General features: G+C 75.6%; 18 protein-coding genes and 1 pseudogene. 16 read left to right on the plus strand and 3 right to left on the minus strand.

All coding sequences use genetic code 11. The annotated features are described in order from the left end of the window. Window positions 1–141: 141 nt before the first annotated feature. The 5 genes and pseudogenes from ACFY07_RS20775 (at window position 142) to ftsY (ending at window position 6,371) form a co-directional block, all read left to right on the plus strand. Window positions 142–2,954, plus strand: a pseudogene (locus tag ACFY07_RS20775) (penicillin acylase family protein). A gap of 221 nt (window positions 2,955–3,175) precedes the next feature. Continuing rightward, a complete protein-coding gene (locus ACFY07_RS20780; protein WP_230655041.1) occupies window positions 3,176–3,367 on the plus strand; it encodes a DUF1508 domain-containing protein in 192 nt (63 codons plus the stop codon). A 391-nt stretch (window positions 3,368–3,758) separates the two neighbouring features. Continuing rightward, window positions 3,759–4,250, plus strand: coding sequence for a sigma-70 family RNA polymerase sigma factor (locus ACFY07_RS20785; protein WP_390870527.1), 492 nt, complete (start codon window positions 3,759–3,761; stop codon window positions 4,248–4,250). Next, window positions 4,247–4,993: a zf-HC2 domain-containing protein gene (locus ACFY07_RS20790; protein ID WP_390870443.1), complete on the plus strand. Its 747-nt coding sequence runs from the start codon at window positions 4,247–4,249 to the stop codon at window positions 4,991–4,993. The genes ACFY07_RS20785 and ACFY07_RS20790 overlap by 4 nt, the downstream gene beginning before the upstream one ends. Before the next feature lie 115 nt (window positions 4,994–5,108). After that, window positions 5,109–6,371: a signal recognition particle-docking protein FtsY gene (ftsY, locus tag ACFY07_RS20795; protein WP_390870445.1), complete on the plus strand. Its 1,263-nt coding sequence runs from the start codon at window positions 5,109–5,111 to the stop codon at window positions 6,369–6,371. A gap of 145 nt (window positions 6,372–6,516) precedes the next feature. Here ftsY and ACFY07_RS20800 read toward each other — a convergent pair whose 3' ends face one another. Next, window positions 6,517–7,233, minus strand: coding sequence for a bifunctional DNA primase/polymerase (locus tag ACFY07_RS20800; protein WP_390870447.1), 717 nt, complete (start codon window positions 7,231–7,233; stop codon window positions 6,517–6,519). A 542-nt stretch (window positions 7,234–7,775) separates the two neighbouring features. Between ACFY07_RS20800 and ACFY07_RS20805 the strand changes: the two genes are divergently transcribed. From ACFY07_RS20805 to ACFY07_RS20820, 4 genes are all read left to right on the plus strand, one after another. Continuing rightward, the gene (locus ACFY07_RS20805; RefSeq protein ID WP_230655046.1) at window positions 7,776–9,227 is read left to right on the plus strand and encodes a hypothetical protein; all 1,452 of its coding nucleotides are present in this window, start codon (window positions 7,776–7,778) and stop codon (window positions 9,225–9,227) included. 460 nt (window positions 9,228–9,687) lie between these two features. Then, a complete protein-coding gene (locus ACFY07_RS20810; protein WP_390870449.1) occupies window positions 9,688–10,992 on the plus strand; it encodes an ammonium transporter in 1,305 nt (434 codons plus the stop codon). Next, complete coding sequence (locus tag ACFY07_RS20815) at window positions 10,992–11,330, plus strand: P-II family nitrogen regulator (RefSeq protein WP_230655048.1); 339 nt, start codon at window positions 10,992–10,994, stop codon at window positions 11,328–11,330. Before ACFY07_RS20810 ends, ACFY07_RS20815 begins: the two co-directional genes overlap by 1 nt. Before the next feature lie 248 nt (window positions 11,331–11,578). Continuing rightward, complete coding sequence (locus ACFY07_RS20820; RefSeq protein ID WP_390870451.1) at window positions 11,579–14,110, plus strand: [protein-PII] uridylyltransferase; 2,532 nt, start codon at window positions 11,579–11,581, stop codon at window positions 14,108–14,110. Between the two features lie 64 nt (window positions 14,111–14,174). Here ACFY07_RS20820 and ACFY07_RS20825 read toward each other — a convergent pair whose 3' ends face one another. Then, the gene (locus tag ACFY07_RS20825) at window positions 14,175–16,739 is read right to left on the minus strand and encodes an FG-GAP-like repeat-containing protein (protein WP_390870453.1); all 2,565 of its coding nucleotides are present in this window, start codon (window positions 16,737–16,739) and stop codon (window positions 14,175–14,177) included. A 267-nt stretch (window positions 16,740–17,006) separates the two neighbouring features. Between ACFY07_RS20825 and ffh the strand changes: the two genes are divergently transcribed. Next, window positions 17,007–18,572 (plus strand): signal recognition particle protein, encoded by a 1,566-nt coding sequence (gene ffh / locus ACFY07_RS20830; protein WP_230655052.1) that lies wholly within the window; start codon window positions 17,007–17,009, stop codon window positions 18,570–18,572. Between the two features lie 101 nt (window positions 18,573–18,673). Continuing rightward, the gene (locus ACFY07_RS20835) at window positions 18,674–19,195 is read left to right on the plus strand and encodes a GNAT family N-acetyltransferase (protein ID WP_230655054.1); all 522 of its coding nucleotides are present in this window, start codon (window positions 18,674–18,676) and stop codon (window positions 19,193–19,195) included. A gap of 174 nt (window positions 19,196–19,369) precedes the next feature. Here the strand turns inward: ACFY07_RS20835 and ACFY07_RS20840 are convergent, their stop codons facing one another. Then, on the minus strand, window positions 19,370–20,185 hold the full coding sequence (locus tag ACFY07_RS20840) for a class I SAM-dependent methyltransferase (RefSeq protein WP_230655056.1): 816 nt from the start codon (window positions 20,183–20,185) through the stop codon (window positions 19,370–19,372). A 225-nt stretch (window positions 20,186–20,410) separates the two neighbouring features. On the opposite strand from ACFY07_RS20840, the gene proS reads away from it, so the two are divergent. The 5 genes from proS (at window position 20,411) to rimM (ending at window position 24,489) form a co-directional block, all read left to right on the plus strand. After that, entirely contained in the window at window positions 20,411–21,823 is a 1,413-nt protein-coding gene (gene proS / locus ACFY07_RS20845; RefSeq protein WP_390870455.1) for a proline--tRNA ligase, read from the plus strand. Between the two features lie 226 nt (window positions 21,824–22,049). After that, window positions 22,050–22,646, plus strand: coding sequence for a hypothetical protein (locus ACFY07_RS20850; RefSeq protein WP_230655059.1), 597 nt, complete (start codon window positions 22,050–22,052; stop codon window positions 22,644–22,646). 350 nt (window positions 22,647–22,996) lie between these two features. Further along, window positions 22,997–23,434 carry a 30S ribosomal protein S16 gene (gene rpsP / locus ACFY07_RS20855; RefSeq protein WP_230655061.1) on the plus strand — a complete coding sequence of 146 codons (438 nt, stop codon included), beginning with the start codon at window positions 22,997–22,999 and terminating at the stop codon, window positions 23,432–23,434. A gap of 2 nt (window positions 23,435–23,436) precedes the next feature. After that, the gene (locus ACFY07_RS20860; RefSeq protein WP_230655063.1) at window positions 23,437–23,676 is read left to right on the plus strand and encodes an RNA-binding protein; all 240 of its coding nucleotides are present in this window, start codon (window positions 23,437–23,439) and stop codon (window positions 23,674–23,676) included. 171 nt (window positions 23,677–23,847) lie between these two features. Next, a complete protein-coding gene (gene rimM / locus ACFY07_RS20865; RefSeq protein WP_390870529.1) occupies window positions 23,848–24,489 on the plus strand; it encodes a ribosome maturation factor RimM in 642 nt (213 codons plus the stop codon). Window positions 24,490–24,491 lie beyond the last annotated feature (2 nt).

The raw sequence follows: 24,491 nt of genomic DNA on the forward strand, positions 1-24,491 counted from the left end.
GGCAGCACCGACCATCCGAGCGGATTTGAGGTGACATGACAAGCAGCTTCGTCAAACCGTTCGCAACGCTCCGCGCGCCGTCTGGGCGCCCCCCGTTGTCAGACATGCCGTCAGCAGCATTGCCCCGACGGAGGAGCAGGCATGCAACGACGCATCCGGACCCTCGGGCTCCAGGCCGCCGCCGCGGCCGCCGCCCTGCTGACGACCACCGCCCTCGCCCTCGCCCTCGCCCTCGCCCCCGCCGCCCCCGCGGCCGCGGCGGCGCCCGCGGCGGCGCCCGCGGCCCCGGCGGACCTCTGCGGCGGCGGCTGCAGCGACATCCTGCCGCCCGGCGAGAACGGCAACGCCACCCTCGCCGACATCCTCGCCCGCCGGATCCTCGGCACCCGCCCCGCCCACACCGACGACCGGCTCGGCCCCTACGCCGCCCTCGCCGACGGCTACCCCGGCCTCACCGACGACCAGTTGGGCCGCTTCTTCGGCGACGCCTCCTTCGGCGTCCCCGCCGACCAGGTCGCCGGCACCGTCCGCCCCCGCGCCGACGTCGCGATCGTCCGCGACAGGGCGACCGGGGTGCCCCACATCACCGGCACCACCCGGTACGGCACCGAGTACGGCGCCGGCTGGGCCGCAGCCCAGGACCGGCTGTGGGTGATGGACCTCTTCCGCCACGTCGGCCGGGGCGAGCTCAGCGGCTTCGCCGGCGGCGCCGCCGCCAACCGCGCCCTGGAGCAGTCCTTCTGGCAGGCCGCCCCCTACACGGAGGCCGAACTCCAGGCCCAGATCGACACCCTCGCCGCCTCCGCCCCCCGCGCCCGGCAGGCCCTCGACGACGCGAACGCCTACCTCGACGGCGTCAACGCCTACATCGACCGGGCCCGCCGCACCCGCACCTTCCCCGGTGAGTACGACCTCACCGGCCACGTCGACCCCATCACCAACGCCGGCTCCATCGACCACTTCCGCCTCGCCGACCTCGTCGCCCTCGCCTCCGTCGTCGGCGCGCTGTTCGGCTCGGGAGGCGGCGGCGAGCTGCAGTCCGCCCTGGTCAGGCAGGCCGCCCAGGCCCGCTGCGGCACGGTCGCGGGGGACCGGGCCTGGGCCTCCTTCCGCGAGGCCGACGACCCCGAGGCCGTGCGCACCCTCCACGACGGTCAGCGTTTCCCCTACGCCCTGCCGCCCGCCGACCCGCGCGGCACCGCGATGCCCGACCCCGGCTCCGTCGTCCCGAACGGCTCGTCCACGACGCCGCCGGCACCGGAGCCTCCACCGCCCCCACCGCAGCGAAGGGCGTCCTGCCCGCCGACCTGCTCACCGCCCGGCACGGCATGTCCAACGCCCTGGTCGTCTCCGGCCGGTACGCCGAGGGCGGCCGCCCGGTCGCCGTCTTCGGGCCGCAGACCGGCTACTTCGCGCCGCAGCTGCTCATGCTGGAGGAGCTCCAGGGGCCCGGCATCAGCGCCCGCGGCGCCGCCTTCGCCGGACTCTCCTTCTACGTCCAGCTCGGCCGCGGGCAGGACTGCGCCTGGAGCGCCACCTCCGCCGGACAGGACATCACCGACACCTACGCCGTGCCGCTCTGCAACGCCGACGGCTCCACCGCCACCACCGCATCCGACTCCTACCTGTGGCACGGGACCTGCACGCCCATGGAGCGGCTGGAGCGCCGGGACGCCGGGCGGCCCACCGCGGCCGACCCCACCCCCGCCGGCTCCTGCACCCTGGTCATGCGGCGCACCCGGTACGGGCTGGTCACCGCGCGCGGCACCGTCGGCGGCCGGCCCGTCGCCTTCACCTCCCTGCGCTCCACCTACCGCCACGAGGCCGACTCCATCGTCGGCTTCCAGATGTTCAACGACCCGGGGGCCGTGCACTCCGCCGCGACCTTCCAGGAGGCCGCCGGGCACGTCGGCTACACCTTCAACTGGTTCTACGCCGACTCCGCCCGCACCGCGTACTACAACTCCGGCGCGAACCCGGTGCGCGCCGACGGCGTCGACCCCGGCCTGCCCGTGCTCGCCGAGCCGCGGTACGAGTGGCGCGGCTTCGACGCCGACGCCGGCACCGCCGACCTGGCCCCGCCCGCCGAGCACCCGCAGTCCCGGGACCAGGACTCCTACGTCTCCTGGAACAACCGGCAGGCCGGCGGCTACGCCGCCGCCGGCTTCGGCGACGGGTCCGTCCACCGCGCCGACCTCCTCGACGACCGGGTGGCGGCCCTGGTGCACAGCGGGACGCCGGTGACCCGCAGCGCCCTCGTGCAGGCCATGGAGGACGCCGCCCTCACCGACCTGCGGGGCGAGGACGTGCTGCCCGGCCTGCTGCGGGTCCTGCGCCGCGCGCCCGTCACCGACCCGGCGCTCGACGGCGCCGTGCGGCGGCTGGAGACGTGGCTGGCGCACGGCGCGAAGCGCCGCGAGACCGCGCCCGGCGGCCACCGCTACGCCGACGCCGACGCGGTCCGGACCATGGACGCCTGGTGGCCGCTGCTGGTCCGCGCCGAGTTCGGCGACGGGCTGGGCGAGCCGCTGACGGCAGCGCTCACCGGCGCGCTCCAGGTCGACGAGCCGCCCCCCGGCGCGCCGGCGGCCGGCGGGGACGTCAACGGCTCGATCCCGCACCGGGGCTCCGCCTTCCAGTACGGCTGGTGGTCGTACGTCGACAAGGACCTGCGGACGGTGCTCGGCGAGCCGGTGGCCGGCCCCCTGGCCGAGCCGTACTGCGGCGGCGGCGACCCGGACCGCTGCCGGCAGGCGCTGCTCGGCAGCCTCGGGCAGGCCGCCGCGCGCACCCCGGCCCAGGTCTACCCGGGCGGCGACGGCTGCGCCGCGGGCGACCAGTGGTGCGCGGACACCGTCGTCCAGCGGCCGCTGGGCGGGATCACCGACGCCCGGATCTCCTGGCAGAACCGGCCGACCTACCAGCAGGTCGTCCGGTTCGCCGGGCACCGCTGAGCCGGGACCGGCCCGGACGGCCGCGCCTCCCGGCGCGGCCGGACCCCACCGGCGCGCCCGCGACCGACCCGCACGGCCGCGACCGACCCGCACGGCCGCGACCGGACGGCCGGGACCGCCCCGGACGGCCGGGACTGACCCGAACGACGGAGCCGGGATGCCCGCCCCCCGGCGGCGCCTTACGGTGCCGCTGGGGGGGCGACCCACGAAAGGTGAATCCCATGGCAGGCAAGTTCGAGATATACACCGACGACTCCGGCTCCCACCGCTTCCGCCTCAAGGCGTCCGACGGCCGGGTGCTCATCGTCGGCGACGCGTACGACAGCCGCGACCAGTGCCTCAAGGGCATCGAGACCATCCGCAAGCTCGCCCCCTACGCCCAGGTCAAGGACGTCGCCGCCGCCGACGCCTGACGCCGCGGGCGGGGCCGCGGGCGACGGCGCCCGCGGCCCCGCCCCCGTTCCCGCCGCCGCCCTCCCCCACCGGGCCTGCCGTCCCCCGCCCGTTTCCGCCCGGCCCGCGCCCCCGTGCCTTCACCGAACCTCCACACGCCGCCCTGAGCGGTCCGGCCCCCCGCACGCGTGAAGAGGGGGACGGCCGCCGGGCGGCCGGTCCCGTCCCGTCCGGACGCCCGCCCCGGCCCGTCCCGACCGGCCCAGGACCGACCAGGAGGCACCGGTGCGCAACCACGCCGCCGTGACCGACGGCCCGTCGCGGAGCCGGAACCGCGGCCGCGAGCGGGACCGCGGCAGGGGCCCGGGCGGCGGGTCCGCGCCGCCCGGCGCCCCGCCGCCCGGCGAGGAGCTGATGCGCTCCCTCTACCAGGAGCACGCCGGACCGCTCCTCGCCTACGTCCTGCGCCTGGTCGCCGGCGACCGGCACCGCGCCGAGGACGTCGTCCAGGAGACCCTGGTGCGCGCCTGGCGCAGCGCCGACCGCCTCGACCCCGCCGCGGGCTCGCTCCGCCCCTGGCTGGTGACGGTGGCGCGCCATATCGTGATCGACGGCCACCGCAGCCGCCTCGCGCGGCCGCAGGAGGTGGACCCGTCGCCCCTGGAGACCCTGCCCGCGGAGGACGAGCTGGACCGCGCCCTGCGCATGATGACCATCTCCGACGCCCTCGGGGCCCTCACGCCGGCGCACCGGGAGATCCTGATCGAGACGTACTTCAAGAGCCGCACGGCGGACGAGGCCGCCCGCCTGCTCGGCATCCCGCCCGGGACCGCCCGGTCCCGGGTGTACTACGCGCTGCGCTCGCTGCGGCTCGCGCTGGAGGAGCGGGGGGTGACATCGTGACGCAGGCACCGGACCGCCACGCCGACGTGGGCGCCTACGTCCTCGGGGTGCTCGGCGAGCCCGACCGGACGCTCTTCGAGGAGCACCTGCGCGGCTGCGCCCGGTGCGCCGCCGAGGCCTCCGCCCTCGGGGGGCTGGAGCCGATCCTGGCCGAGTTCGCGGAGCTCGCCGACGTCCGGGCCCTCGACGGCGCCCTCCCCGCCGTCGCGCCCGCCCCTCCCGTGCGGGAGCCCCGCCCCGGACCCGCCGCCCGGCCCCCGCTGCTCGACCGGCTCCTCGCCGACGTCTCCGCGGCCCGCCGCCGCACCCGCCCCCGGCGCCTGCTGGCCGTCGCCGCCGCGGCGGTCCTGGTCGTCGGCGGACCGGTCGTCGCGGCCACCGTCGCCTCCGGACCCCGGACGACCGCCGCCGCGCCCGTGCTCTCCGGCGAGCAGCGCACCGCCACCGACACCGCCACGGGCGTCACCGCCACCGTGGCCCTGAGCCCCAAGCGGTGGGGCACCGAGGTGGGCCTGCGGCTCAGCGGGGTGAGGGGCCCCCTGCGGTGCAGCCTGGTCGCGGTCTCCCGCACCGGGGAGCAGCAGGTGGTGCTGAACTGGCAGGTCCCCGGCAGCGGCTACGGCGTCCCCGGCGCGCCCGAACCGCTCCTCGTCCGGGGCGGCGCCGGGATGTACCGGCCGGAGCTGGACCGCCTGGAGGTCCGCACCGGGGAGGGGGGCCGGCTGGTGACCGTGCCGCTCTGACGGCCCCGCCGCCGTCCGGTCCGCGGCCCCGCCGGCCGGCTCCCCGCCGGCCGCTCCGGCCAGTCGGCCCCACCGCTGCGGCTGCGGGCCCCCGAGCACGGATACTGGGGGGGTTATGGAATACGTGATCCTTGCCGTAGCCATCGCCGTGGTCGCCATCGGTGCGATCACCGGCTTCGTCGTCAGCGGCAGACGACGCAGGACACTGCCCCCGTCGTCGCGCGTCCCGATCGGGACGCCGGCAGCCGAGCCCCGGGTCGGCGAGGACGCCGAGACCCCGCGGGACACCCCCACCCGCACCATCGACCAGGTGGACCTGCCCACGGGCACGGCGGCCCCGGAGGCCGCCCCCGAGGCGCCGCCCCTGCCCGAGGCCCCCGCCGGGCCCGAGGCGCCCGTCTCCGCCGAGGGCGCCGTCACCGCGCCCCCGCTGGAGGTGCCCGAACCCACCGCCGGGCGCCTGGTGCGGCTGCGCACCCGGCTGTCCCGCTCCCAGAACTCCCTGGGCAAGGGCCTGCTCTCGCTCCTCTCCCGCGAGCACCTCGACGAGGACACCTGGGAGGAGATCGAGGACACCCTGCTCACCGCCGACGTCGGCGTCGCCCCCACGCAGGAGCTGGTCGAGCGCCTGCGCACCCGCGTCAAGATCCTCGGCACCCGTACGCCGGAGGAGCTGCGCGGCCTGCTCCGCGAGGAGCTCGTCGCCCTGATCGGCACCGACGCGGACCGCTCGCTGCACTCGTCGCGGCACTCGGCCGCCGAGGCGGGCCGCCCGTCCGTGGTGCTGGTCGTCGGCGTCAACGGCGTCGGCAAGACCACCACCACCGGCAAGCTCGCCCGCGTGCTGGTGGCCGACGGCCGCAAGGTCGTCCTCGGCGCCGCCGACACCTTCCGCGCCGCCGCCGCCGACCAGCTCCAGACCTGGGGCGAGCGGGTGGGCGCCCGCACCGTCCGCGGCCCCGAGGGCGGCGACCCGGCGTCGGTCGCCTTCGACGCGGTCCGGGAGGGCGCCGCCGAGGGGGCCGACACCGTCCTGGTGGACACCGCCGGGCGGCTGCACACCAAGACCGGCCTCATGGACGAGCTGGGCAAGGTCAAGCGGGTCGTGGAGAAGCACGGCCCGGTCGACGAGGTGCTCCTCGTGCTCGACGCCACCACCGGCCAGAACGGCCTGGTGCAGGCCCGGGTCTTCGCCGAGGTCGTCGACATCACCGGCATCGTGCTCACCAAGCTGGACGGCACCGCCAAGGGCGGCATCGTCATCGCCGTCCAGCGCGAGCTCGGCGTCCCCGTCAAGCTGATCGGCCTCGGCGAGGGCGCCGACGACCTGGCCCCGTTCGAGCCGGGCGCCTTCGTCGACGCCCTGATCGGGGACTGACCGGGACCTGCCGGGCCTGACGGCCGGCAGGCCGCCGACAGGAGAAGAGGGCCGCCCCCGTATCCGGCACGGGGGCGGCCCTCTGCCGTGCGGCGGGCCCGGAAGGGGGGAAGCCGGCCCGCCGCGCGGGGAAGGGGGGCGCGGGTCAGGAGGCGAGCCAGGCGGCCTCGGCGCCGACCGGCTCCCGGCTGCGGTGGCAGGCGTACGCCAGGGTGCCCAGCAGCAGCCGGGCCTCCGGCGGCCGTCCGGCCGTCCCCGGGCCCGGCGGCCGCAGCCAGTGCGCCGCGCCCAGGCCGGCCAGCACCGTGGGCGGCGCGGCCACGTACGCGCCCTCGCCGTGGCAGACGAGGTCCAGCGCCGCGTCGTCCCACCCCATGCGGTAGAGCAGGTCGGGGAGCTCGCGCGCCGCGCCCGGGGCCACGAGGAACAGCGCCCGCCCGGCGGGCGAGGCGAGGACCGGTCCGAGCCGGATGCCCATGCGCTCCAGCCGCACCAGCGCCCGGCAGCCCGCCTCCAGCGGCACGTCCAGCACGTCGAAGGTGCGGCCGGCCGGCAGCAGGACGGACGCCTGCGGCACCGCCTCCCACACGGCCCGCACCTCGGCGCGCTCCGCCCACGGCCCGACCTCCAGGGCCCGGGTGGCGGCGGACGGGTGCAGGCCGGGCGCGGCGCAGTGCCGCTGTCCGCAGCAGCAGCCGTCCACGGCGGGGCCGGCGGCGCCGTTCCGCCCGCGGCCCGGGGGCGGGGCGCCGGCGGCCACCCACCAGCCCCATCGCCCGGCGTACTCGGCCGCCGCGTGGAGCGCGGTGGCGCGGGTGCGGCGCCGCGAGCCGAACCTGAGATCGCCGAACAGGATGTCCATGCCTCCCCCAACGGGTATCCGTCGCCGGTGGTTACGCGACGGTGACACAGTGTTGCCGAATCCGTGTGACGCGCGGCGCGGGCGGGCGGCGCGCAGGGCGGTCTTTCACACCATCGGCCCAGAGCGGTTTCCCCGACGCCGTTGCGGCGGTGCGCACGGATGGTGGATCGTCGGTGGCGGACGGTTCGTTGCTGCGCTGCCGGCCCCGTTCGGGCCGATGGAGTCCAGTCAATCGCGGGATGTCGGGGAAAGGTTCACCCTCAGGGGTGGCGAATGGTGGCGTTTCCCCGGCGCGTCTCCCCTGGACGGCTCAGTGCGCGTTACGTTCGGTCCACGGACCGCGGCGCTGTGTCAGTCCGCGGGTATGCCGTTGGCATAGGACAGCAGATCCTGCGAACCCTGTGCGCCCGGCCTCTGCCCCTGACGGAGCGCCGGCAGCGGACCACCGCCCCCCGGCCGATGCCGGCGGGCGCGCAGGATCACGAATTCGGCCCGCGACCGTCGGGCACGGCAGCGGGGTAACCCGGGATGGGGGCGTTCCGGTGGGAGAGAAGCAACCGAACGAGCGGTTGGCTTCCTGGTTCGCACGCAGCGGCTGGTCCAAGGGCGAGCTGGCGCGGCAGGTCAACAGACGGGCGCGCCAGACCGGCGCGCACCACGTCAGCACCGACACCTCGCGGGTGCGGCGCTGGCTGGACGGCGAACAGCCCAGGGAGCCCATCCCCAAGATCCTCTCCGAGCTCTTCTCCGAGCGCTTCGGCTCGGTCGTCACCGTCGAGGACCTCGGCCTGCGCGCCGCCGTCCCGGTGACCGGCTCCGGCGAGGTCGACCTGCCGTGGAGCGGCGAGCAGACGGTCCAGCTGATCAGCGAGTACTCGCGCAGCGACCTGATGCTCAACCGCCGCGGCTTCCTCGGCACGTCCCTGGCCCTCACCGCCGGCTCCGCGCTCATCGAGCCCCTGCAGCGCTGGCTCGCACCGGGCCCGTCCGGCTCGCCGACGCCGATCCTGGCCGCCGCCAACGGCGGGGAGCCGCACACCGGCCGGCTCTCCCCGCCCGAGCTCCAGCTGCTGGAGCAGACCACCGTGATGTTCCGCCAGTGGGACGCACAGAACGGCGGCGGCCTGCGCCGCAAGGCGGTCGTCGGGCAGCTCCACGAGGTCACCGACCTGCTCCAGGAGACGTACCCGCAGGAGACCACCCAGCGCCTCTTCCGCCTCACCGCGGAGCTCGCGCACCTCGCCGGGTGGATGTCGTACGACGTCGGCATGCACCCCAGCGCGCAGAAGTACTACGTGCTGGCGCTGCACGCCGCCAAGGAGGCCGGCGACCGGCCGTTCGGCGCGCTCATCCTCTCCGACATGAGCCGCCAGATGATCCACCTCAACCGGGGCGAGGACGCCCTGGAGCTCATCCACCTCGCCCAGTACGGCAGCCGCGACACCGCGTCGCCCCGTACGGCGGCGCTGCTCCACGCGATGGAGGCCCGCGCCTACGCCAGCCTGGGCGAGGTCAACAAGTGCCACCGCGCCGTCCGGCTCGCCGAGGACTCCTTCAGCGACGTCCGCACCGGGGAGCGCGAGCCCGACTGGATCTCCTTCTTCTCCGAGGCCGAGCTGAACGCGGAGAACGCGCACTCCTACCGCGACCTCGCCTACCACGCCAGCCGCAGCCCGATGTACGCCTCGCTGGCCGCGCCGGTGATGGAGCGCGCCGTCGACCTCTTCCGGGAGGACCCGACGCACCGCAGGTCCTACGCCTTCAACCTGATCGGGATGTCCAGCGTCCATCTGCTCCAGGGGGAGCCCGAGGAGGCGGCCGCCATGGCCCACCAGGCCGTGGACATCGCGGGCAAGGTGCGCTCGGAGCGGCTGAACACCCGCATCCGCAAGACCACGGACGCCGCGCTGCGCCACTACTCCTCCGTCGCCGACGTCCAGCAGCTGGCCGACCGCATCACCACCGCGCTCCCGGAGTACGCCTCCGCCGTGTGACCCGACGGGCGGCCCCCGCCCGCCCCGCCCCTGCGGCCCGCCGTGCGACCCGTCGCACGGCGGGCCGTGCCGTGTGCCGCGTCCGACCGCACGGTTCCGGCCATCCGCCGGCCGTCCGCCGGCCGGACCCCCGCGCCCCGGTCGCGGGGACCGCCCGGGCGCTTCCGGCCCGGCGGCCCCGCGCCCAGCATCCGGGTGGTTTCCGCGCCCGGTGCCGCTGCGCCCGCGTGCAGGCGGGGAAGAGTAGACGAGCCCCGGCCCCGGCCGGGCTGCAGTTCACCTCCGTGTAACACCGGAGTGGCGCTCGTCACTCTCGTGAAACAGCCGGACGCACCGGTCGAAACCGGCCTCCGTCACGCTCCTTGGCATCGCCGACGCCCGCGGGCAGCACGGGACGGCCCTCTCGCCCAGGAGGGACGCGCCCGGGGGCGGAGCGGCCATCACACACAAGGAGACGCCGATGCCGAAAGGCTTCGACGCGGGCGACACCGCATTCGTGCTCATAAGCGCAGCTCTGGTCATGCTGATGACGCCCGGCCTCGCCTTCTTCTACGGGGGTATGGTCCGGGTCAAGAGTGTCCTGAACATGCTCATGATGAGCTTCATCAGCCTCGGGATCGTCAGCATCCTGTGGGTGGCCTACGGCTACACCATCGCCTTCGGCGACGACACCGGCGCGGGGCTGCTGGGCAACCTCGACTTCCTCGGCATGAAGGGCATCACCGGGACCACCCTCAGCGGCTCCATCCCGGTCTTCGCCTTCGCCGCCTTCCAGCTGATGTTCGCCATCATCACCCCGGCCCTGATCAGCGGCGCGCTCGCCGACCGCGCCAAGTTCAGCGCCTGGATGCTCTTCACCGCGCTCTGGGTCAGCATCGTCTACTTCCCGGTGGCGCACTGGGTGTGGCAGTCCGGCGGCTGGATCTTCAAGCTCGGGGTGAAGGACTTCGCGGGCGGCACCGCCGTCCACATCAACGCGGGCATGGCGGGCCTCGGCGCCCTGCTCGTCCTCGGCAAGCGGGTCGGCTTCAAGAAGGACCCGATGCGCCCGCACAGCCTGCCGCTGGTCATGCTCGGCTCCGGCCTCCTGTGGTTCGGCTGGTTCGGCTTCAACGCCGGCTCCGCCCTCGCGGCCAACGGCACCGCGGGCGTCGCCTTCTTCAACACCCAGGTCGCCACCGGCGCCGCCATGATCGGCTGGCTCGCCTACGAGCGGGTCAAGCACGGCGCCTTCACCTCCCTGGGCGCCGCCTCCGGCGCCGTCGCCGGCCTGGTCGCGATCACCCCGGCCTGCGCCGCCGTCAACACCTGGGGCGCCATCGGCATCGGCGTCATCGCCGGCGCGGTCTGCGCCTGGGCGGTCGGCCTGAAGTACAAGCTGGGCTACGACGACTCCCTCGACGTGGTCGGCGTGCACGCGGTCGGCGGCATGATCGGCACCCTGCTGATCGGCGTCTTCGACGCCACCGACGGCCTCACCGCGGGCGCCGGCTTCTCCCAGCTCGGCAAGCAGGCGGTCGGCGCCTTCGCGGTCGCCGCCTACTCGCTGACCGTCTCCTGGATCCTCGCCAAGGGCATCGACCTCACCATCGGCTTCCGTGCCACCGAGGACGAGGAGGTCAGCGGCATCGACCAGGCGTTCCACGCGGAGACCGCCTACGACTTCGCCTCCGTCGGCGGCAGCGTCGCCCGCACCGCCCCGCCGGCCGCCGCCGGCACCACCGCCCCCGCCCCGGTCGCGAAGAAGAGCGAGGTCGACGCCTGATGAAGCTCGTCACCGCAGTCATCAAGCCCCACCGTCTGGACGACGTGAAGGAGGCCCTGCAGTCCTTCGGCGTCCACGGCCTCACCGTCACGGAGGCGAGCGGCTACGGCCGGCAGCGCGGCCACACCGAGGTCTACCGCGGCGCCGAGTACACCGTGGACCTGGTGCCCAAGGTCCGCATCGAGGTCCTGGTCGAGGACGACGACGCCGACGGCCTGATCGACGTGGTCGTCAAGGCCGCCCGCACCGGCAAGATCGGCGACGGCAAGGTCTGGGCCGTCCCGGTGGAGACCGCGGTCCGGGTCCGCACGGGGGAGCGGGGACCGGACGCCCTCTGACCCGGGATGCCCCACCCGGACACCCCCGACCCGGACCCCCGACCCGGCCGGCCCCTCCGCTCCGAGGACCGGTACGGACGGGAGGGACCGGTGCAGGGGGCGCCGCAGGGGGGCACCGTACGGACGAGGACGAACGAAGGGGAGGCGGACTCGCGGCCGGGGACACCGGCCGCGGGTCCGCCGCCCGCGTATCAGGCGACACCGCCGCGACCCGCCCCGGGAGCGGCACGACGGACGGGGACAGCACAGTGACCGCGCCGGAGACAGCACCCCACACCCCCCGCACCCCCGCACCGGACGGGGCGCCCGCCGACCACGGCGCCGCCCGGCAGCGGCTCCTCGCCGACCCGGGACTGGCCGGCGTCCGCCGCCGCGCGGTCCTCGCCCGCCTCACCGACCACTGGCTCACCGGCCTGCTCGCCGACGCCGCGGCGGCCGTGCGCAGCCCCTCGGCGGCCGGCGAGCGGCCCGCCCCGGTCGGCGTCGCCCTGGTCGCCGTCGGCGGCTACGGCCGCGGCGAGCTCTCCCCCCGCAGCGACCTCGACGTCCTGCTGCTGCACGACGGCACCACCTGGGGCGGCGGGATCTCCTCCCTCGCCGAGCAGCTCTGGTACCCCGTGTGGGACAGCGGCGTCGCCCTCGACCACTCGGTGCGCGACCTCGCCGCCGCCCGCGAGGTGGCCGCCGACGACCTCAAGGCCCAGCTGGGCCTGCTCGACGCCCGCCACGTCGCGGGCGACCCCTCGCTCACCGCCGCCCTGCGCTCCGCCGTCCTCGCCGACTGGCGCGCCGGGGCCGCCCGGCGGCTGCCCGAGCTGCAGGAGATGTGCCGGGAGCGGGCCGAGCGCCACGGCGAGCTGTCCTTCCTCCTGGAACCGGACCTCAAGGAGGCCCGCGGCGGCCTGCGCGACCTGGTCGCCCTGGACGCCGTCGCCGCCTCCTGGCTCGCCGACGCCCCCCGCGACGGCCTCGGGGAGGCCGCACAGCGCCTCGCCGACGTCCGCGACGCCCTGCACCTGGTCACCGGACGCGCCACCGAGCGGCTCAGCCTCCAGGAGCAGGACCAGGTGGCGGCGCGGCTCGGCCTGCTCGACGCCGACACGCTGCTGCGCCAGGTCTACCGGTCCGCCCGCACCGTCGCCTACGCCTCCGACGTCACCTGGCGCGAGGTGGGGCGGGTGCTGCGGTCCCGGTCCCGCCGCGGCCGCCGGACCCCGCGCCTCGCCTTCCCGTTCAGCGGCACGGGCCGCACCTCGGGAGCCGTCGCCCGCGGCGCCGTGGAGCGCCGCCCGCTCGCCGAGGGCGTGGTGGAGCAGGACGGCGAGGCCGTGCTCGCCCAGGCGGCCCGCCCGCTCCAGGACCCGGTCCTGCCGCTGCGCGCCGCCGCGGCGGCGGCCCAGGCCGGCATCGCCGTCGCCCACGCCACGGTGCGCCGCCTGGCGGCCGAGTCCCGCCCGCTGCCGGTGCCGTGGCCCGACGAGGCCCGCGACCGGCTGGTGGCGCTGCTGGGCGCGGGCGCCGCCTGCCTGCCGGTGTGGGAGGCGCTGGAGGCCGAGGGCCTGGTGACCCGGCTGATGCCCGACTGGGAGCGGGTGCGCTGCCGTCCGCAGCGCAACGCGGTGCACCGCTGGACCGTGGACCGCCACCTGGTGGAGACCGCCGTCCGCGCCGCCGCCCTCACCCGCCGGGTGGCCCGGCCCGACCTGCTGCTGGTGGCCGCACTGCTGCACGACATCGGCAAGGGCTGGCCCGGCGACCACTCGGAGGCGGGCGAGGTCATCGCCCGCGACCTCGCCGTGCGGATGGGCTTCGACGCGGACGACGTGGAGGTGCTGGCCCTGCTGGTCCGCCACCACCTGCTGCTCGTCGACACCGCCACCCGCCGCGACCCCGACGACCCGGCGACCGTGGAGGCCGTCACCAAGGTCGTCGGCAGCCCCCAGAACCTGGAGCTGCTGCACGCCCTCACCGAGGCCGACGCGCTCGCCACCGGCCCGGCCGCGTGGAGCGCGTGGCGGGCCTCCCTGGTGAACGACCTGGTCGGGCGGGCCGCGGCCCTGCTGGCCGGCGGGCCGCCCCCGGCGCCGCCCGCCGCCGAGCCCGGCGCGGAGGAGGAGCGCCTCGCGGTCGAGGCCGGCCGTACCGGCGGTCCGGTGCTCTCCGTACGGGCCCAGCTGCAGCGCCCCGAGGAGGAGGCGGGCGGTCCCGCGGGGGAGCCCCTGGGGGTGGAGCTGACCCTGGCCGTCCCCGACCGGCCGGGCCTGCTCGGCACCGTCGCCGGGGTGCTCGCCCTGCACCGCCTCACCGTGCGGGCGGCCTCCGTCCGGGAGCTCGACCCGGTGGGGGCCGGCCCGGTGCTGCTGCTGTCGTGGACGGTGGCGGCCGAGTACGGCGACCTGCCGGAGGCGGCGCGGCTGCGGGCCGACGTCCGCCGGGCGCTGGACGGCGGCCTGGACGTCGCCCGGCGGCTGGCCGAGCGCGACGCGGCGGCCCCCCGCCGCAGGGGCGCCCCCGCGCCGCCGCCGCGGGTCACGGTCGCGCCGGGCGGCTCGTCGGTGTCGGCCACTGTGCTGGAGGTCCGCGCCCAGGACGCGCCGGGCCTGCTGCACCGCATCGGCCGGGCCCTGGAGGACACCGGCGTGCGGGTGCGGACGGCGCGGATCAGCACCCTGGGTGCGAACGCGGTGGACGCCTTCTACGTCACCGACGCCGAGGGCCGGCCCCTGGACGGCGCCCGCGCCGCCGGGGTCGCCGCCGCCGTGCAGCGCGCCCTGGCCTGACCCGGACACGGCTGCGCCCCCGCCCGGTGGCTCCGGGCGGGGGCGCGGTCGCGCGGGGGCGGGCTCAGCCCAGGATCGCGGACGAGCCGAAGCTGCCGGTGCCCATCTGGACCTTGGCGCCGAAGGTGCCGTTGCCGTTGCCCGGGTACAGGTAGAGGGAGCCGGTGGTGAAGCGGATCAGCAGGTCGGCCTTGCCGTCGCCGTTGACGTCGCCCACGGCGGCCAGCGCGTTGGCGGAGGTGAAGCCGCTGGTGCTCAGGGTCCTGCGGGCGCCGAACGTGCCGTTGCCCGCGCCCGGGTACAGGTAGAGCGCGCCGGCGGAGGTGCGGCCCACCAGGTCGGCCTTCCCGTCGCCGGTGACGTCGCCGTGGCCCACCAGCTGGCTCAGGCCCTGCAGGCCGGAGCCGACCTGGAAGCGGCCGCCGAAGGAGCCGTTGCCCTTGCCCGGGTACACCCAGACCGCGCCCGCGCTGTCCACGCTCAGCAGGTCGGGGTTGCCGTCACCGGTCAGGTCGCCGGGCGCCACGATCTGCCGGACCGTGGACCAGCCGGAGGCGAGCTTCGCGTTCGTCCAGCTGCCGCTGCCCGTCCGGTGCCGCCAGTAGAGCGCGCCGTCGCTCGACCGGCGCATGACGAGGTCGGAGAGGCCGTCCCGGTCGAGGTCGGTCTGCACGGCCTTGTCGTAGTACTGCCAGCCGGTGCCCGCCGACGACCGGGACGTCATGGCCGCGCCGAGGTAGGCGTAGGTCTGGCCGGTCGTCGAGGAGGTGCGGACCAGCAGGTCGGCCTTGCCGTCGCCGCTCCAGTCCGGGTCGGCGCCCACGGCCGGGACCTTGACCGCGGCGGTGGCGGAGGTGCTCACCGTCCTGTTGAGGTGCACGGCCCGGACCGCGACGCTGTGCGTGCCGGGCGTGAGGGTGAGGGCGGCGGAGCGGGCCGTATTGGTGACGGTGGCCGCGGTCTTCCCGTCCACCAGGACCTCGAAGTGGTCCATGAGGCCGGAGGCCCAGCTCTCCGACCAGGAGACGGTGGCCTTGCCGGAGGTGTACCAGGTGGTGCCGGACGGCACCGCCCCGCTCATCCCCGTGACGACGGGCGCGGGCGCCGGACCGGTGGCGTAGCCCCGGAGCGAGCCGAGCTGGCCGTACAGGGCGTCGCCGGGGCACTGGGTGTTGAAGCCGTCCCGGTGCGCGGAGATCGCCCTGAAGGTGTAGGTCTGCCCGCTGGTGAACGAGGTGCCGAAGTAGTTCTTCTGGGTGGCCGCCGTCTTCAGCTGCACGCTGTCGCCCGGCTTCACGCCGTACATGGCGAGCTTCCAGTCGGCGAGCGTGGCGATGGCGCCGAGCACGGTGTCGGAGACCTTGGTGCTCGTGTAGGTGCCGAGCACCGCGACGCCCATCGTGTCGACGTTCCAGCCGTAGGTGTGGGCGCCGAAGGCGGGCAGCCGCCCGCCGTCGTCCGCGCCGTCCCAGCGGCCCTCGAACACGGTGCCGCACTTGTCGACCAGGTAGTTGTAGCCCAGGTCCCGCCAGCCGTTGGACGTGACGTGGTACGCGTAGTCGGCCTGGACCAGCGCGGCGGAGCCGTTCGGGTTCAGGGGGTCGGTGCTGCAGGTGTAGTCGTTGGCGTCCGTCGTGTGGTGGACGAACACGGTCCGCACGCCGCCCGAGGAGTAGCACGGCAGCGTCTGGTCGCGCAGCGTCTCGTCGGCGCCCCACTGGGCGCGGCTGACGACGGGGGGCTGCCGGACCGGGGAGGCGGCGGGCGCCGGCATCGTCGCCGTCGTCCCCTCCGAGGTGCAGTCGGAGAGGGCGGGACCGGTGCTCGCCGAGCCGGTGGGGGTGCCGCTCGCCGAGCCGCTCGCGGTGTCGGTGGGGGCGGCGGTGCCGGTGGCTGCGGCGCTGTCCGTCGCCGTGGCGGCGCCGGTCGCTGCCGCGGTGTCGGTGGCCGTGGCGGTGGCCGTGGCGGCGGCCGCCGTGTCCGTGGCGGCGGCGGTGTCGGTGGCCGCGGCGGTGTCCGTGGCGGTGTCCGTGGCGGTCGGGTCCGCCGCGAGCACCGCGCCCGCGGGCTCCGCGTCCCGCAGCACGGCCCCCCGGGCCTGCGCCGCGGGGGAGGAGCCCGAGCCGAGGCTGCCCGAGGCTATGGAGTCCAGCCGCAGGCCAGCCGGAAAGCGCCCTGCGCCGCCGGCGGTGACCCGCAGTTCGACGCCGTCGGACGGACCGGTCCACAGCGGCTCGGTGGCGCCGCGGGCCCCGCGGGCGTCGCCGCTGCCCGGGTCCGGCGCGGTGTCGGTGGTCCCCAGCTTCCTCCAGGCGGACCAGGTGCCGGTGCCCAGCGCCCGGGTGCGGACCTCGACGGTGCCCGCGGAGCGGACCTTCGGGTCGTCCCAGCTGACGCCGAGCATGTTGAACGGTTCGGTGGTGCGCCGGGTGAGGCCCCGGACCGGGGCGCCGCCCGCGGACCGGGCCAGCGCGGCCAGCGCGGTGCGGTGGATCTTCGGCGCGACCGGGTGGTGGACGCCCTTCGCGGCCTGCGGAGGCCGCGCGTCGGTGCCGGCGAAGGCCACGGCGGTGACGCCCGCCCCTCCCAGCAGGACGGAGCCCAGCCCCAGCCAGACCCTTCCCTTCATCCCCAGCGGTCTGTGCGCGTGTGTGGTGCGCGGTGTCATGCCCGTCCTCGTGTCGGTCTGTGCGACGTACGGCGGTGCTCACTCATCGTGCGGCGGCACGACGGATGACAGATGACGGCGGAGCCTATCGGTCCGTGTACGGAACGGCGCAAGCGGGTTCCCGCAGCGGACCTCCCGGGGCGCAGTGGGTCCGGCCGGGACGGCGGCCGGATACCCTGGGGGCGACGACCGTACCCGTACCGACGCCACGAGGGACCCGCGACCGACGTGTTCGACACCCTTTCCGACCGCCTCGCAGCGACGTTCAAGAACCTCCGGGGCAAGGGCCGCCTGACCGAGGCGGACATCGACGCCACGGCCCGTGAGATCCGCATCGCCCTGCTCGAGGCGGATGTGGCCCTCCCGGTGGTCCGGGCCTTCATCAAGCAGGTCAAGGACCGGGCGCTGGGCGCCGAGGTCTCCCAGGCGCTCAACCCGGCGCAGCAGATCGTCAAGATCGTCAACGAGGAGCTCATCGCGATCCTCGGCGGCGAGACGCGGCGGGTGCGCTTCGCCAAGCAGCCCCCGACCGTGATCATGCTCGCGGGTCTCCAGGGCGCGGGCAAGACCACCCTGGCGGGCAAGCTCGGCCACTGGCTCAAGCAGCAGAAGCACACCCCGCTGCTGGTGGCCTGCGACCTCCAGCGCCCCAACGCGGTCAACCAGCTCAAGGTCGTCGGCGAGCGTGCGGGTGTGCACGTCTTCGCGCCGGAGCCCGGCAACGGCGTCGGCGACCCGGTGCAGGTGGCCCGCGATTCCGTCGCGTACGCGCGCGGCAAGCAGTACGACGTCGTCATCGTCGACACCGCCGGCCGCCTCGGCATCGACGCCGAGCTGATGCAGCAGGCCGCGGACATCCGCGAGGCCGTCCAGCCCGACGAGGTCCTCTTCGTCGTGGACGCGATGATCGGCCAGGACGCGGTCACCACCGCCCAGGCGTTCCTCGACGGCGTCGACTTCACCGGCGTGGTGCTCTCCAAGCTCGACGGCGACGCCCGCGGCGGCGCGGCCCTGTCGGTGGCCCACGTGACCGGCCGTCAGATCATGTTCGCCTCCAACGGCGAGAAGGTCGACGACTTCGACGCCTTCCACCCCGACCGGATGGCCTCCCGCATCCTCGGCATGGGCGACGTGCTCACCCTGATCGAGCAGGCGGAGCGGACGTTCTCGCAGGCCGAGGCCGAGAAGATGGCCTCCAAGCTGCGCGGCGGCGGCAAGGAGTTCACCCTCGACGACTTCCTCGGCCAGCTCGAGCAGGTCCGCAAGATGGGCTCCATCTCCAAGCTCCTGGGGATGCTGCCGGGCATGGGCCAGATCCGCGAGCAGATCAACAACATCGACGACCGCGACGTCGACCGCGTCGGCGCCATCATCAAGTCGATGACGCCCGCCGAGCGCACCGACCCGAAGATCATCAACGGTTCGCGGCGCGCCCGTATCGCCAAGGGCTCCGGCGTGAGCGTCACCGAGGTCAACAACCTCGTCGAGCGGTTCTTCGAGGCCCGCAAGATGATGGCCCGCATGGCCGGCGGCCAGGGCATCCCCGGCATGCCCGGGATGCCCGGCATGGGCGGCGGTCCCAAGCGCCAGGCCAAGAAGCAGGGCAAGGGCAAGGGCAAGCAGCGCTCCGGCAACCCGCTCAAGCGCGCCGCCGAGGAGAAGGCCGCCGCCGAGCGGCGCGCCGCGGGCGGCGCCGCAGCCCAGCCCGGCGGGGCCTTCGGCCTCGGCGCCGGCCAGGGCCCGGCCGACTTCGAGCTGCCCAAGGAGTTCAGGGACCTGCTGCCCCCGCAGTGACGGCCCCGCGGCGGCCCGGACGGCCCGCCGCACCCCGCCGGCGGCCCGCCGCACCCGTGAACCGGGTGCGGCGGGCCGCTGGCGTGTCCGATGATGGACCCGTGCGAGTGACCATCCGAGCCCCCCGGCCCTCCGACGCCGAGGCCTACGCCGCAGCCGTCCTGCGCTCCGCCGAGCACATCGGCCCCTGGAACCCGGTCGAGGCGGACCTCCCCGCCCTGCTCCAGCGGCAGGGCCCCGCGCTGCGGACCTTCCTGATCGTCGACACCGCCGACGGCGGCCTGGCCGGCAAGTGCAACGTCGCCAACATCGCCCTCGGCCGCTTCTGCAACGCCTCGCTGGGCTACGACTCCTACCTGCCCTACGCCGGCACCGGCCGGATGACCGAGGGCCTGCGGCTGGTGGTCGACCGCTGCTTCACCCCCGAGCGCGCCGGCGGCCTCGGCCTCCACCGCCTGGAGATCAACGTCCAGCCCGACAACGAGCGGTCCGCCGCCATGGCCAAGCGCCTCGGCTTCCGCCTGGAGGGCTACTCGCCCCGGATGCTGTACATCAACGGCGACTGGCGCGACCACGAGCGCTACGCCCTCACCGCCGAGGAGTGGCCGGGCCTGTCCGCCTGACGGGCCCCGCCGCCCGGAGCGCGTCCCGCCGTCCGGGCGCCCGCCGCCCGTCCGCCGTCCGTTCCGCCGCGCCGCCGCGCCGCCGCGCCGCCGCGCCGCCGCGCCGCCGCGCCGCCGCGCCGCCGCGCCGCCGCCCCGGTTCCCGGCCGCACGGCGCGGCCGGGGCCGGCACCGTCAGAGCGCCTGGGCGACCACGTACCGGAAGACGTTGGCCATCCGCACCGCCCCGCCGTCCCGCAGGTACGGGTGGAGCGCCTCCGTGAGCTCCTTGACCACCAGGGCCTCGCCCGAGTACTCCGCCGCCGTGTCGTAGACGCCCGTGGACAGCAGGCCCCGCACCGCGCTCTCCAGGTCCGGGTAGGCGAACGGGCACGACACCCGGCCGCTGCCGTCGGGCCGCAGCCCGGCGCCCACCACCAGCGACTCCAACTTCCCCGGGGCGCTTAGCCCGAACGGGTCGTACCGCCGCCCCCCGCGCCCCGCGGACGGGGGAGGGGCGAGCCGCCGTGCCACGTCCAGCACGCCGGCGCTCTCGCAGCGCTCGGGCGGCCCCCACGTCGCCAGGACCACGTGCCCGCCCCGCAGGGTGAGCCGGGCGGCGCTGCGCACCAGCTCCTGCGGATCGGCCGCGCAGTACAGGTTCTCGAACGCCGTGACCAGGGAGTGCGTGGTGGGCGGGGGGCCCTCCGGGGCCGCGTCGCGGTGCACGTCGGCGAGCACCCTCAGCCGCCGGTCCCGCGCCAGGGAGCGCAGTTCGCCCTCGGGCTCCAGGCCCGCGACCTCGGCCCCCCTGGCGGCGGCCAGCAGCAGCGCCAGCCCCGAGCGGCAGCCCAGGCCGAGCACGCTGGTCGCCGGGCCGACCTCCAGCCGGTGGTACACCGCCTCGTACAGGGGCACCAGCATGCGCTCCTGGATCTCCGCCCAGTCGCGCGCCCGCTGCTGCGCCCGCGTGAGCTCCGGGGCCGTGCTCCTCACCTGAGCTGACGCCATCCTGCGGCCTCCCATCCGGTCCTTCTGCCGCGGCGCACACCGCGGCACCCGTGGACCCCCGTCGTGCTCCCGAGACCCCCCGCGTGCAGACCCCCCGGATACAGACAACCCCCGTCGCGGCCCGGCGTCCAGAGGAGTGGGGGAGGCGCGCGGGCGCGGCGGTGGTGCGCCCCCGCCCGTGCATCGATTCACGGTCGGGCGCGCGGGCCCCGTACCATTCGCCCCATGGCAAAGGCTCCCGTGCTCACCCCCCAGGCGGACGACTTCCCGCGCTGGTACCAGGACCTGATCAACAAGGCCGAACTGGCCGACAACGGCCCGGTGCGCGGCACCATGGTCATCCGACCGTACGGCTACGGCCTGTGGGAGCGGATGCAGCAGGAGATGGACGCGCGCATCAAGCGCGCGGGGGCCCAGAACGCGTACTTCCCGATGTTCATCCCGCAGTCGTACCTGACCCGCGAGGCCGAGCACGTCGAGGGCTTCGCCCCCGAGCTGGCCGTGGTCACCCACGGCGGCGGCAAGGACCTGGAGGAGCCGGTCGTCGTCCGGCCCACCTCCGAGACCATCATCAACGAGTACTTCTCCAAGTGGGTGCAGAGCTACCGCGACCTGCCCCTGCTCATCAACCAGTGGGCCAACGTGGTGCGCTGGGAGCTGCGGCCCCGCGTCTTCCTGCGCACCACCGAGTTCCTCTGGCAGGAGGGCCACACCGCCCACGCCACCTACGAGGACGCGCGCGCCTACGCCTCGATGATCCACACGGACGTCTACGGCGACTTCATGGTCAACGTCCTCGGCATCGACGTGGTCCTGGGCCGCAAGACCGCCCGCGAGCGCTTCGCCGGCGCCATCAACACCCTCACCCTCGAGGGCATGATGGGCGACGGCAAGGCCCTGCAGATGGGCACCAGCCACGAGCTGGGCCAGAACTTCGCCAAGGCCTTCGGCACCCAGTACCTCTCCGGCGAGGGCCACCAGGAGCACGTCTGGCAGACCTCCTGGGGCACCTCGACCCGCATGGTCGGCGGCCTGATCATGTCCCACGGCGACGACAACGGCCTGCGGGTCCCGCCGCGCCTGGCGTCGGTCCAGGCCGTCGTCCTCGCCATCAAGGGCGACGACGCGGTGGTCGCGAAGGTCCGGGAGATCGGCGCCGCCCTGGAGGCCGCCGGCGTCCGCGTCGCCGTCGACGACCGCACGGACGTCCCGTTCGGCCGCCGCGCGGTGGACTGGGAGCTCAAGGGCGTCCCGGTCCGCATCGAGGTCGGCCCGCGCGACCTGGAGGCCGGCACCGCGATGCTGGCCCGCCGCATCCCCGGCGGCAAGGAGCCGGTCGCGGTCGACGCGCTGGCGCAGCTGGTGCCGTCGGTGCTGGAGGAGGACCAGGCGCTGCTGCTGCGCCAGTCGCGGGAGCGCCGCGAGGCCCGTACCGTCGACGTGGCGTCGGTCGACGAGGCGGTCGAGGCCGCCGCCACCGGCTGGGGCCGCATCTCCTGGGCCGACCTCGGCCCGGAGGGCGAGGCCAAGCTCGCGGAGCAGGGCGTCAGCGTCCGCTGCCTGGTGGCCGCCGACGGCTCGGTGCCCGAGGCCGACGACCAGCCCGGCAACATCGCGATCGTCGCCCGCGCCTACTGACCGGACGGATATCGTGTACGGCCCGCGGTCCCTCCGTGAGGGGCCGCGGGCCCACCCCTTCACCCTCCGTGTGCGTCCGGCGGGGCGCACAGGACAGGAGTTCGACGTTGTATCAGGTGCTCGGCAGGCGCCTACGCCCAGGTCGGGGCGTACCCGCCGGTAGGCGGGAAGTGCGATCGCTGCTCCGCGGACGGAACATCCGACCCCTCTCCCTCGTTGGCATAGCGTGAGCACGACACAGCCCCTCGTCCTCGCGGCCGAACTTGCCGCCGCCTGGAGCGACATCCAGCGCCACCACCCGGACCTGCCCGACCTCGCGGCCCCCGAGTCGCTGATCGGCGAGTCCTCCTCCGCCTGCGGTACAGAGCTCAGCTTCGAGCGGCTGCTGCACGAGGCGGCGCACGGACTGGCGGCCGCCCGCGGCATCCGCGACACCTCGCGAGCCGGGCGCTACCACAACCGGCGCTTCCTCGCCATCGCCGACGAGCTGGGCCTGGCCCATCCGGTGGAACCCCACCCCAGCAGCGGCTTCTCGCTGGTGACCATGCTCCCGGAGACCCGCTCCCGGTACGCGGACACCATCGAGCGCCTCGACCTCGCCCTCGGCGCGCACTCCGAGGCCGTCAGCGGCGAGGGCCGCGGACGCGCCTTCCGCGGCCCGGCCACCCGGCACGGCTCCTCCGGCGGCGGCGTCCGGGTCAAGGCCGTCTGCGGCTGCGGGCGGAACGTCCGGGTGGTGCCCTCGGTGCTCGCCCAGGCGTCCATCGTGTGCGGCGCCTGCCAGCAGCCGTTCCGGATCGCGGACCCGGCCCAGGAGTCCTGAGCCGGACGTTCCCGGGGTCCCGGCCCCCGGGAACGTCCGGACGTGCGGGCGCCGCGGGTGCGCGTCCCGTGCCGGCGCGGGCCCGGATGCGGGCGCGGGGGCGCCGGATGCCCGGCGGCACCGCGGCGGACCGGACCGCGGCGCCGCGATGACGCACGGCCCGGGCCGCCGGGCCCCCGTCCGGTCCGGAGGGCGGCCCGCACTGTGGCACAATGGGCAGCTGAGTACTCGGCAGCCGAGCAGGACCCCTCTCTCCTCCGGCTGGCGTGTCAGTCGGGCAGCCGGCGTCCACAACCCCACGTGGCGCGCGCGGCCGCTCACCCACGTCAAGACCAGGAGACCCCACTCCAGTGGCAGTCAAGATCAAGCTGAAGCGTCTGGGCAAGATCCGTGCCCCGCACTACCGCATCGTCGTCGCCGACTCGCGCACCAAGCGCGACGGCCGCGCCATCGAGGAGATCGGCGTCTACCAGCCGACCTACGACCCCTCGAAGATCGAGGTCGACTCGGAGCGCGCCCAGTACTGGCTGAGCGTCGGCGCGCAGCCGACCGAGCCCGTGCTCGCCATCCTCAAGCTCACCGGCGACTGGCAGAAGTTCAAGGGCGAGCCGGCTCCGGCCCCCCTGAAGGTCGCCGAGCCCAAGGTCGAGGACTACAGCCACCTCTTCGCCAAGGCCGTCCAGGGCTTCGAGGACAGCACCACCGGTGCCGCCATCACCCCGAAGGCCAAGAAGTCGGACAAGAAGGACGAGGCCGCCGAGGCCGAGACCGCGTCCAGCGAGGCCTGAGGATGCTCGAGGAAGCCCTCGAGCACCTGGTGAAGGGCATCGTCGAGAACCCCGAGGACGTCCAGGTGCGCTCGCGCAACCTGCGCCGGGGCGCCACCCTCGAGGTCCGGGTGCACCCCGAGGACCTCGGCAAGGTCATCGGCCGCGGCGGCCGCACCGCGCGTGCGCTCCGCACCGTGGTCGGTGCACTGGGCGGCCGGAACGTCCGCGTCGACCTCGTCGACGTCGACGACATGCGCTGAGCCGCACGGCCTCTCCGCAGGGCCGGCCGGGACGCACCTCGTCCCGGCCGGCCCTGCGGCGTTCGCCCCTCCCTGCGCCGGGAGCCCCGCAGCAGGGCCGCCCGGCGGCCGCCCCGTAGACCCACCAGCGTGCGGACCCGCGCACGCAGACCCACCAGGAGCGCGATCACCGTGCAGCTCGTCGTCGGCAGGATCGGCCGTGCCCACGGCATCAAGGGGGACGTCACCGTCGAGGTGCGCACCGACGAGCCGGAGCTCCGGCTCGCGCCCGGAGCCGTCCTGCTCACCGACCCGCCCTCGGCCGGCCCGCTCACCGTCGAGTCCGGCCGCGTGCACAGCGGGCGGCTGCTGCTGCGCTTCGAGGGCGTCGGGGACCGCAACGCCGCCGAGGCGCTGCGCAACACCCTCCTCATCGCCGAGGTCGACCCGGCCGAGCTCCCCGAGGACCCCGACGAGTACTACGACCACCAGCTCGTCGGCCTCGACGTCGTCCTCCGCGACGGCACCCCGGTCGGCGAGGTCACCGAGGTCGTCCACCTGCCCTACCAGGACCTGCTGAACGTCCGGACCGCCGAGGGCCGCGAGGTGCTGGTCCCCTTCGTGGAGCGGATCGTCCCGGAGATCGACCTGGAGGAGCAGCGGGCCGTCATCGACCCGCCGCCCGGCCTGATCGACCCCGACCGGGCCGAGGTCGCCGGCAGCCGCGAGGACGGCCGGGACGCCGACGGCGGGACGGGTGACGGCGCTGGTGCGGACGGGTCCGGTGCCGACGGGGCCGGCGGCGGCGCCGACGGCACCACCGGGCGGGAGTGACC

Source organism: Streptomyces sp. NPDC001380 (assembly GCF_042895785.1).
GTDB lineage: Bacteria > Actinomycetota > Actinomycetes > Streptomycetales > Streptomycetaceae > Peterkaempfera.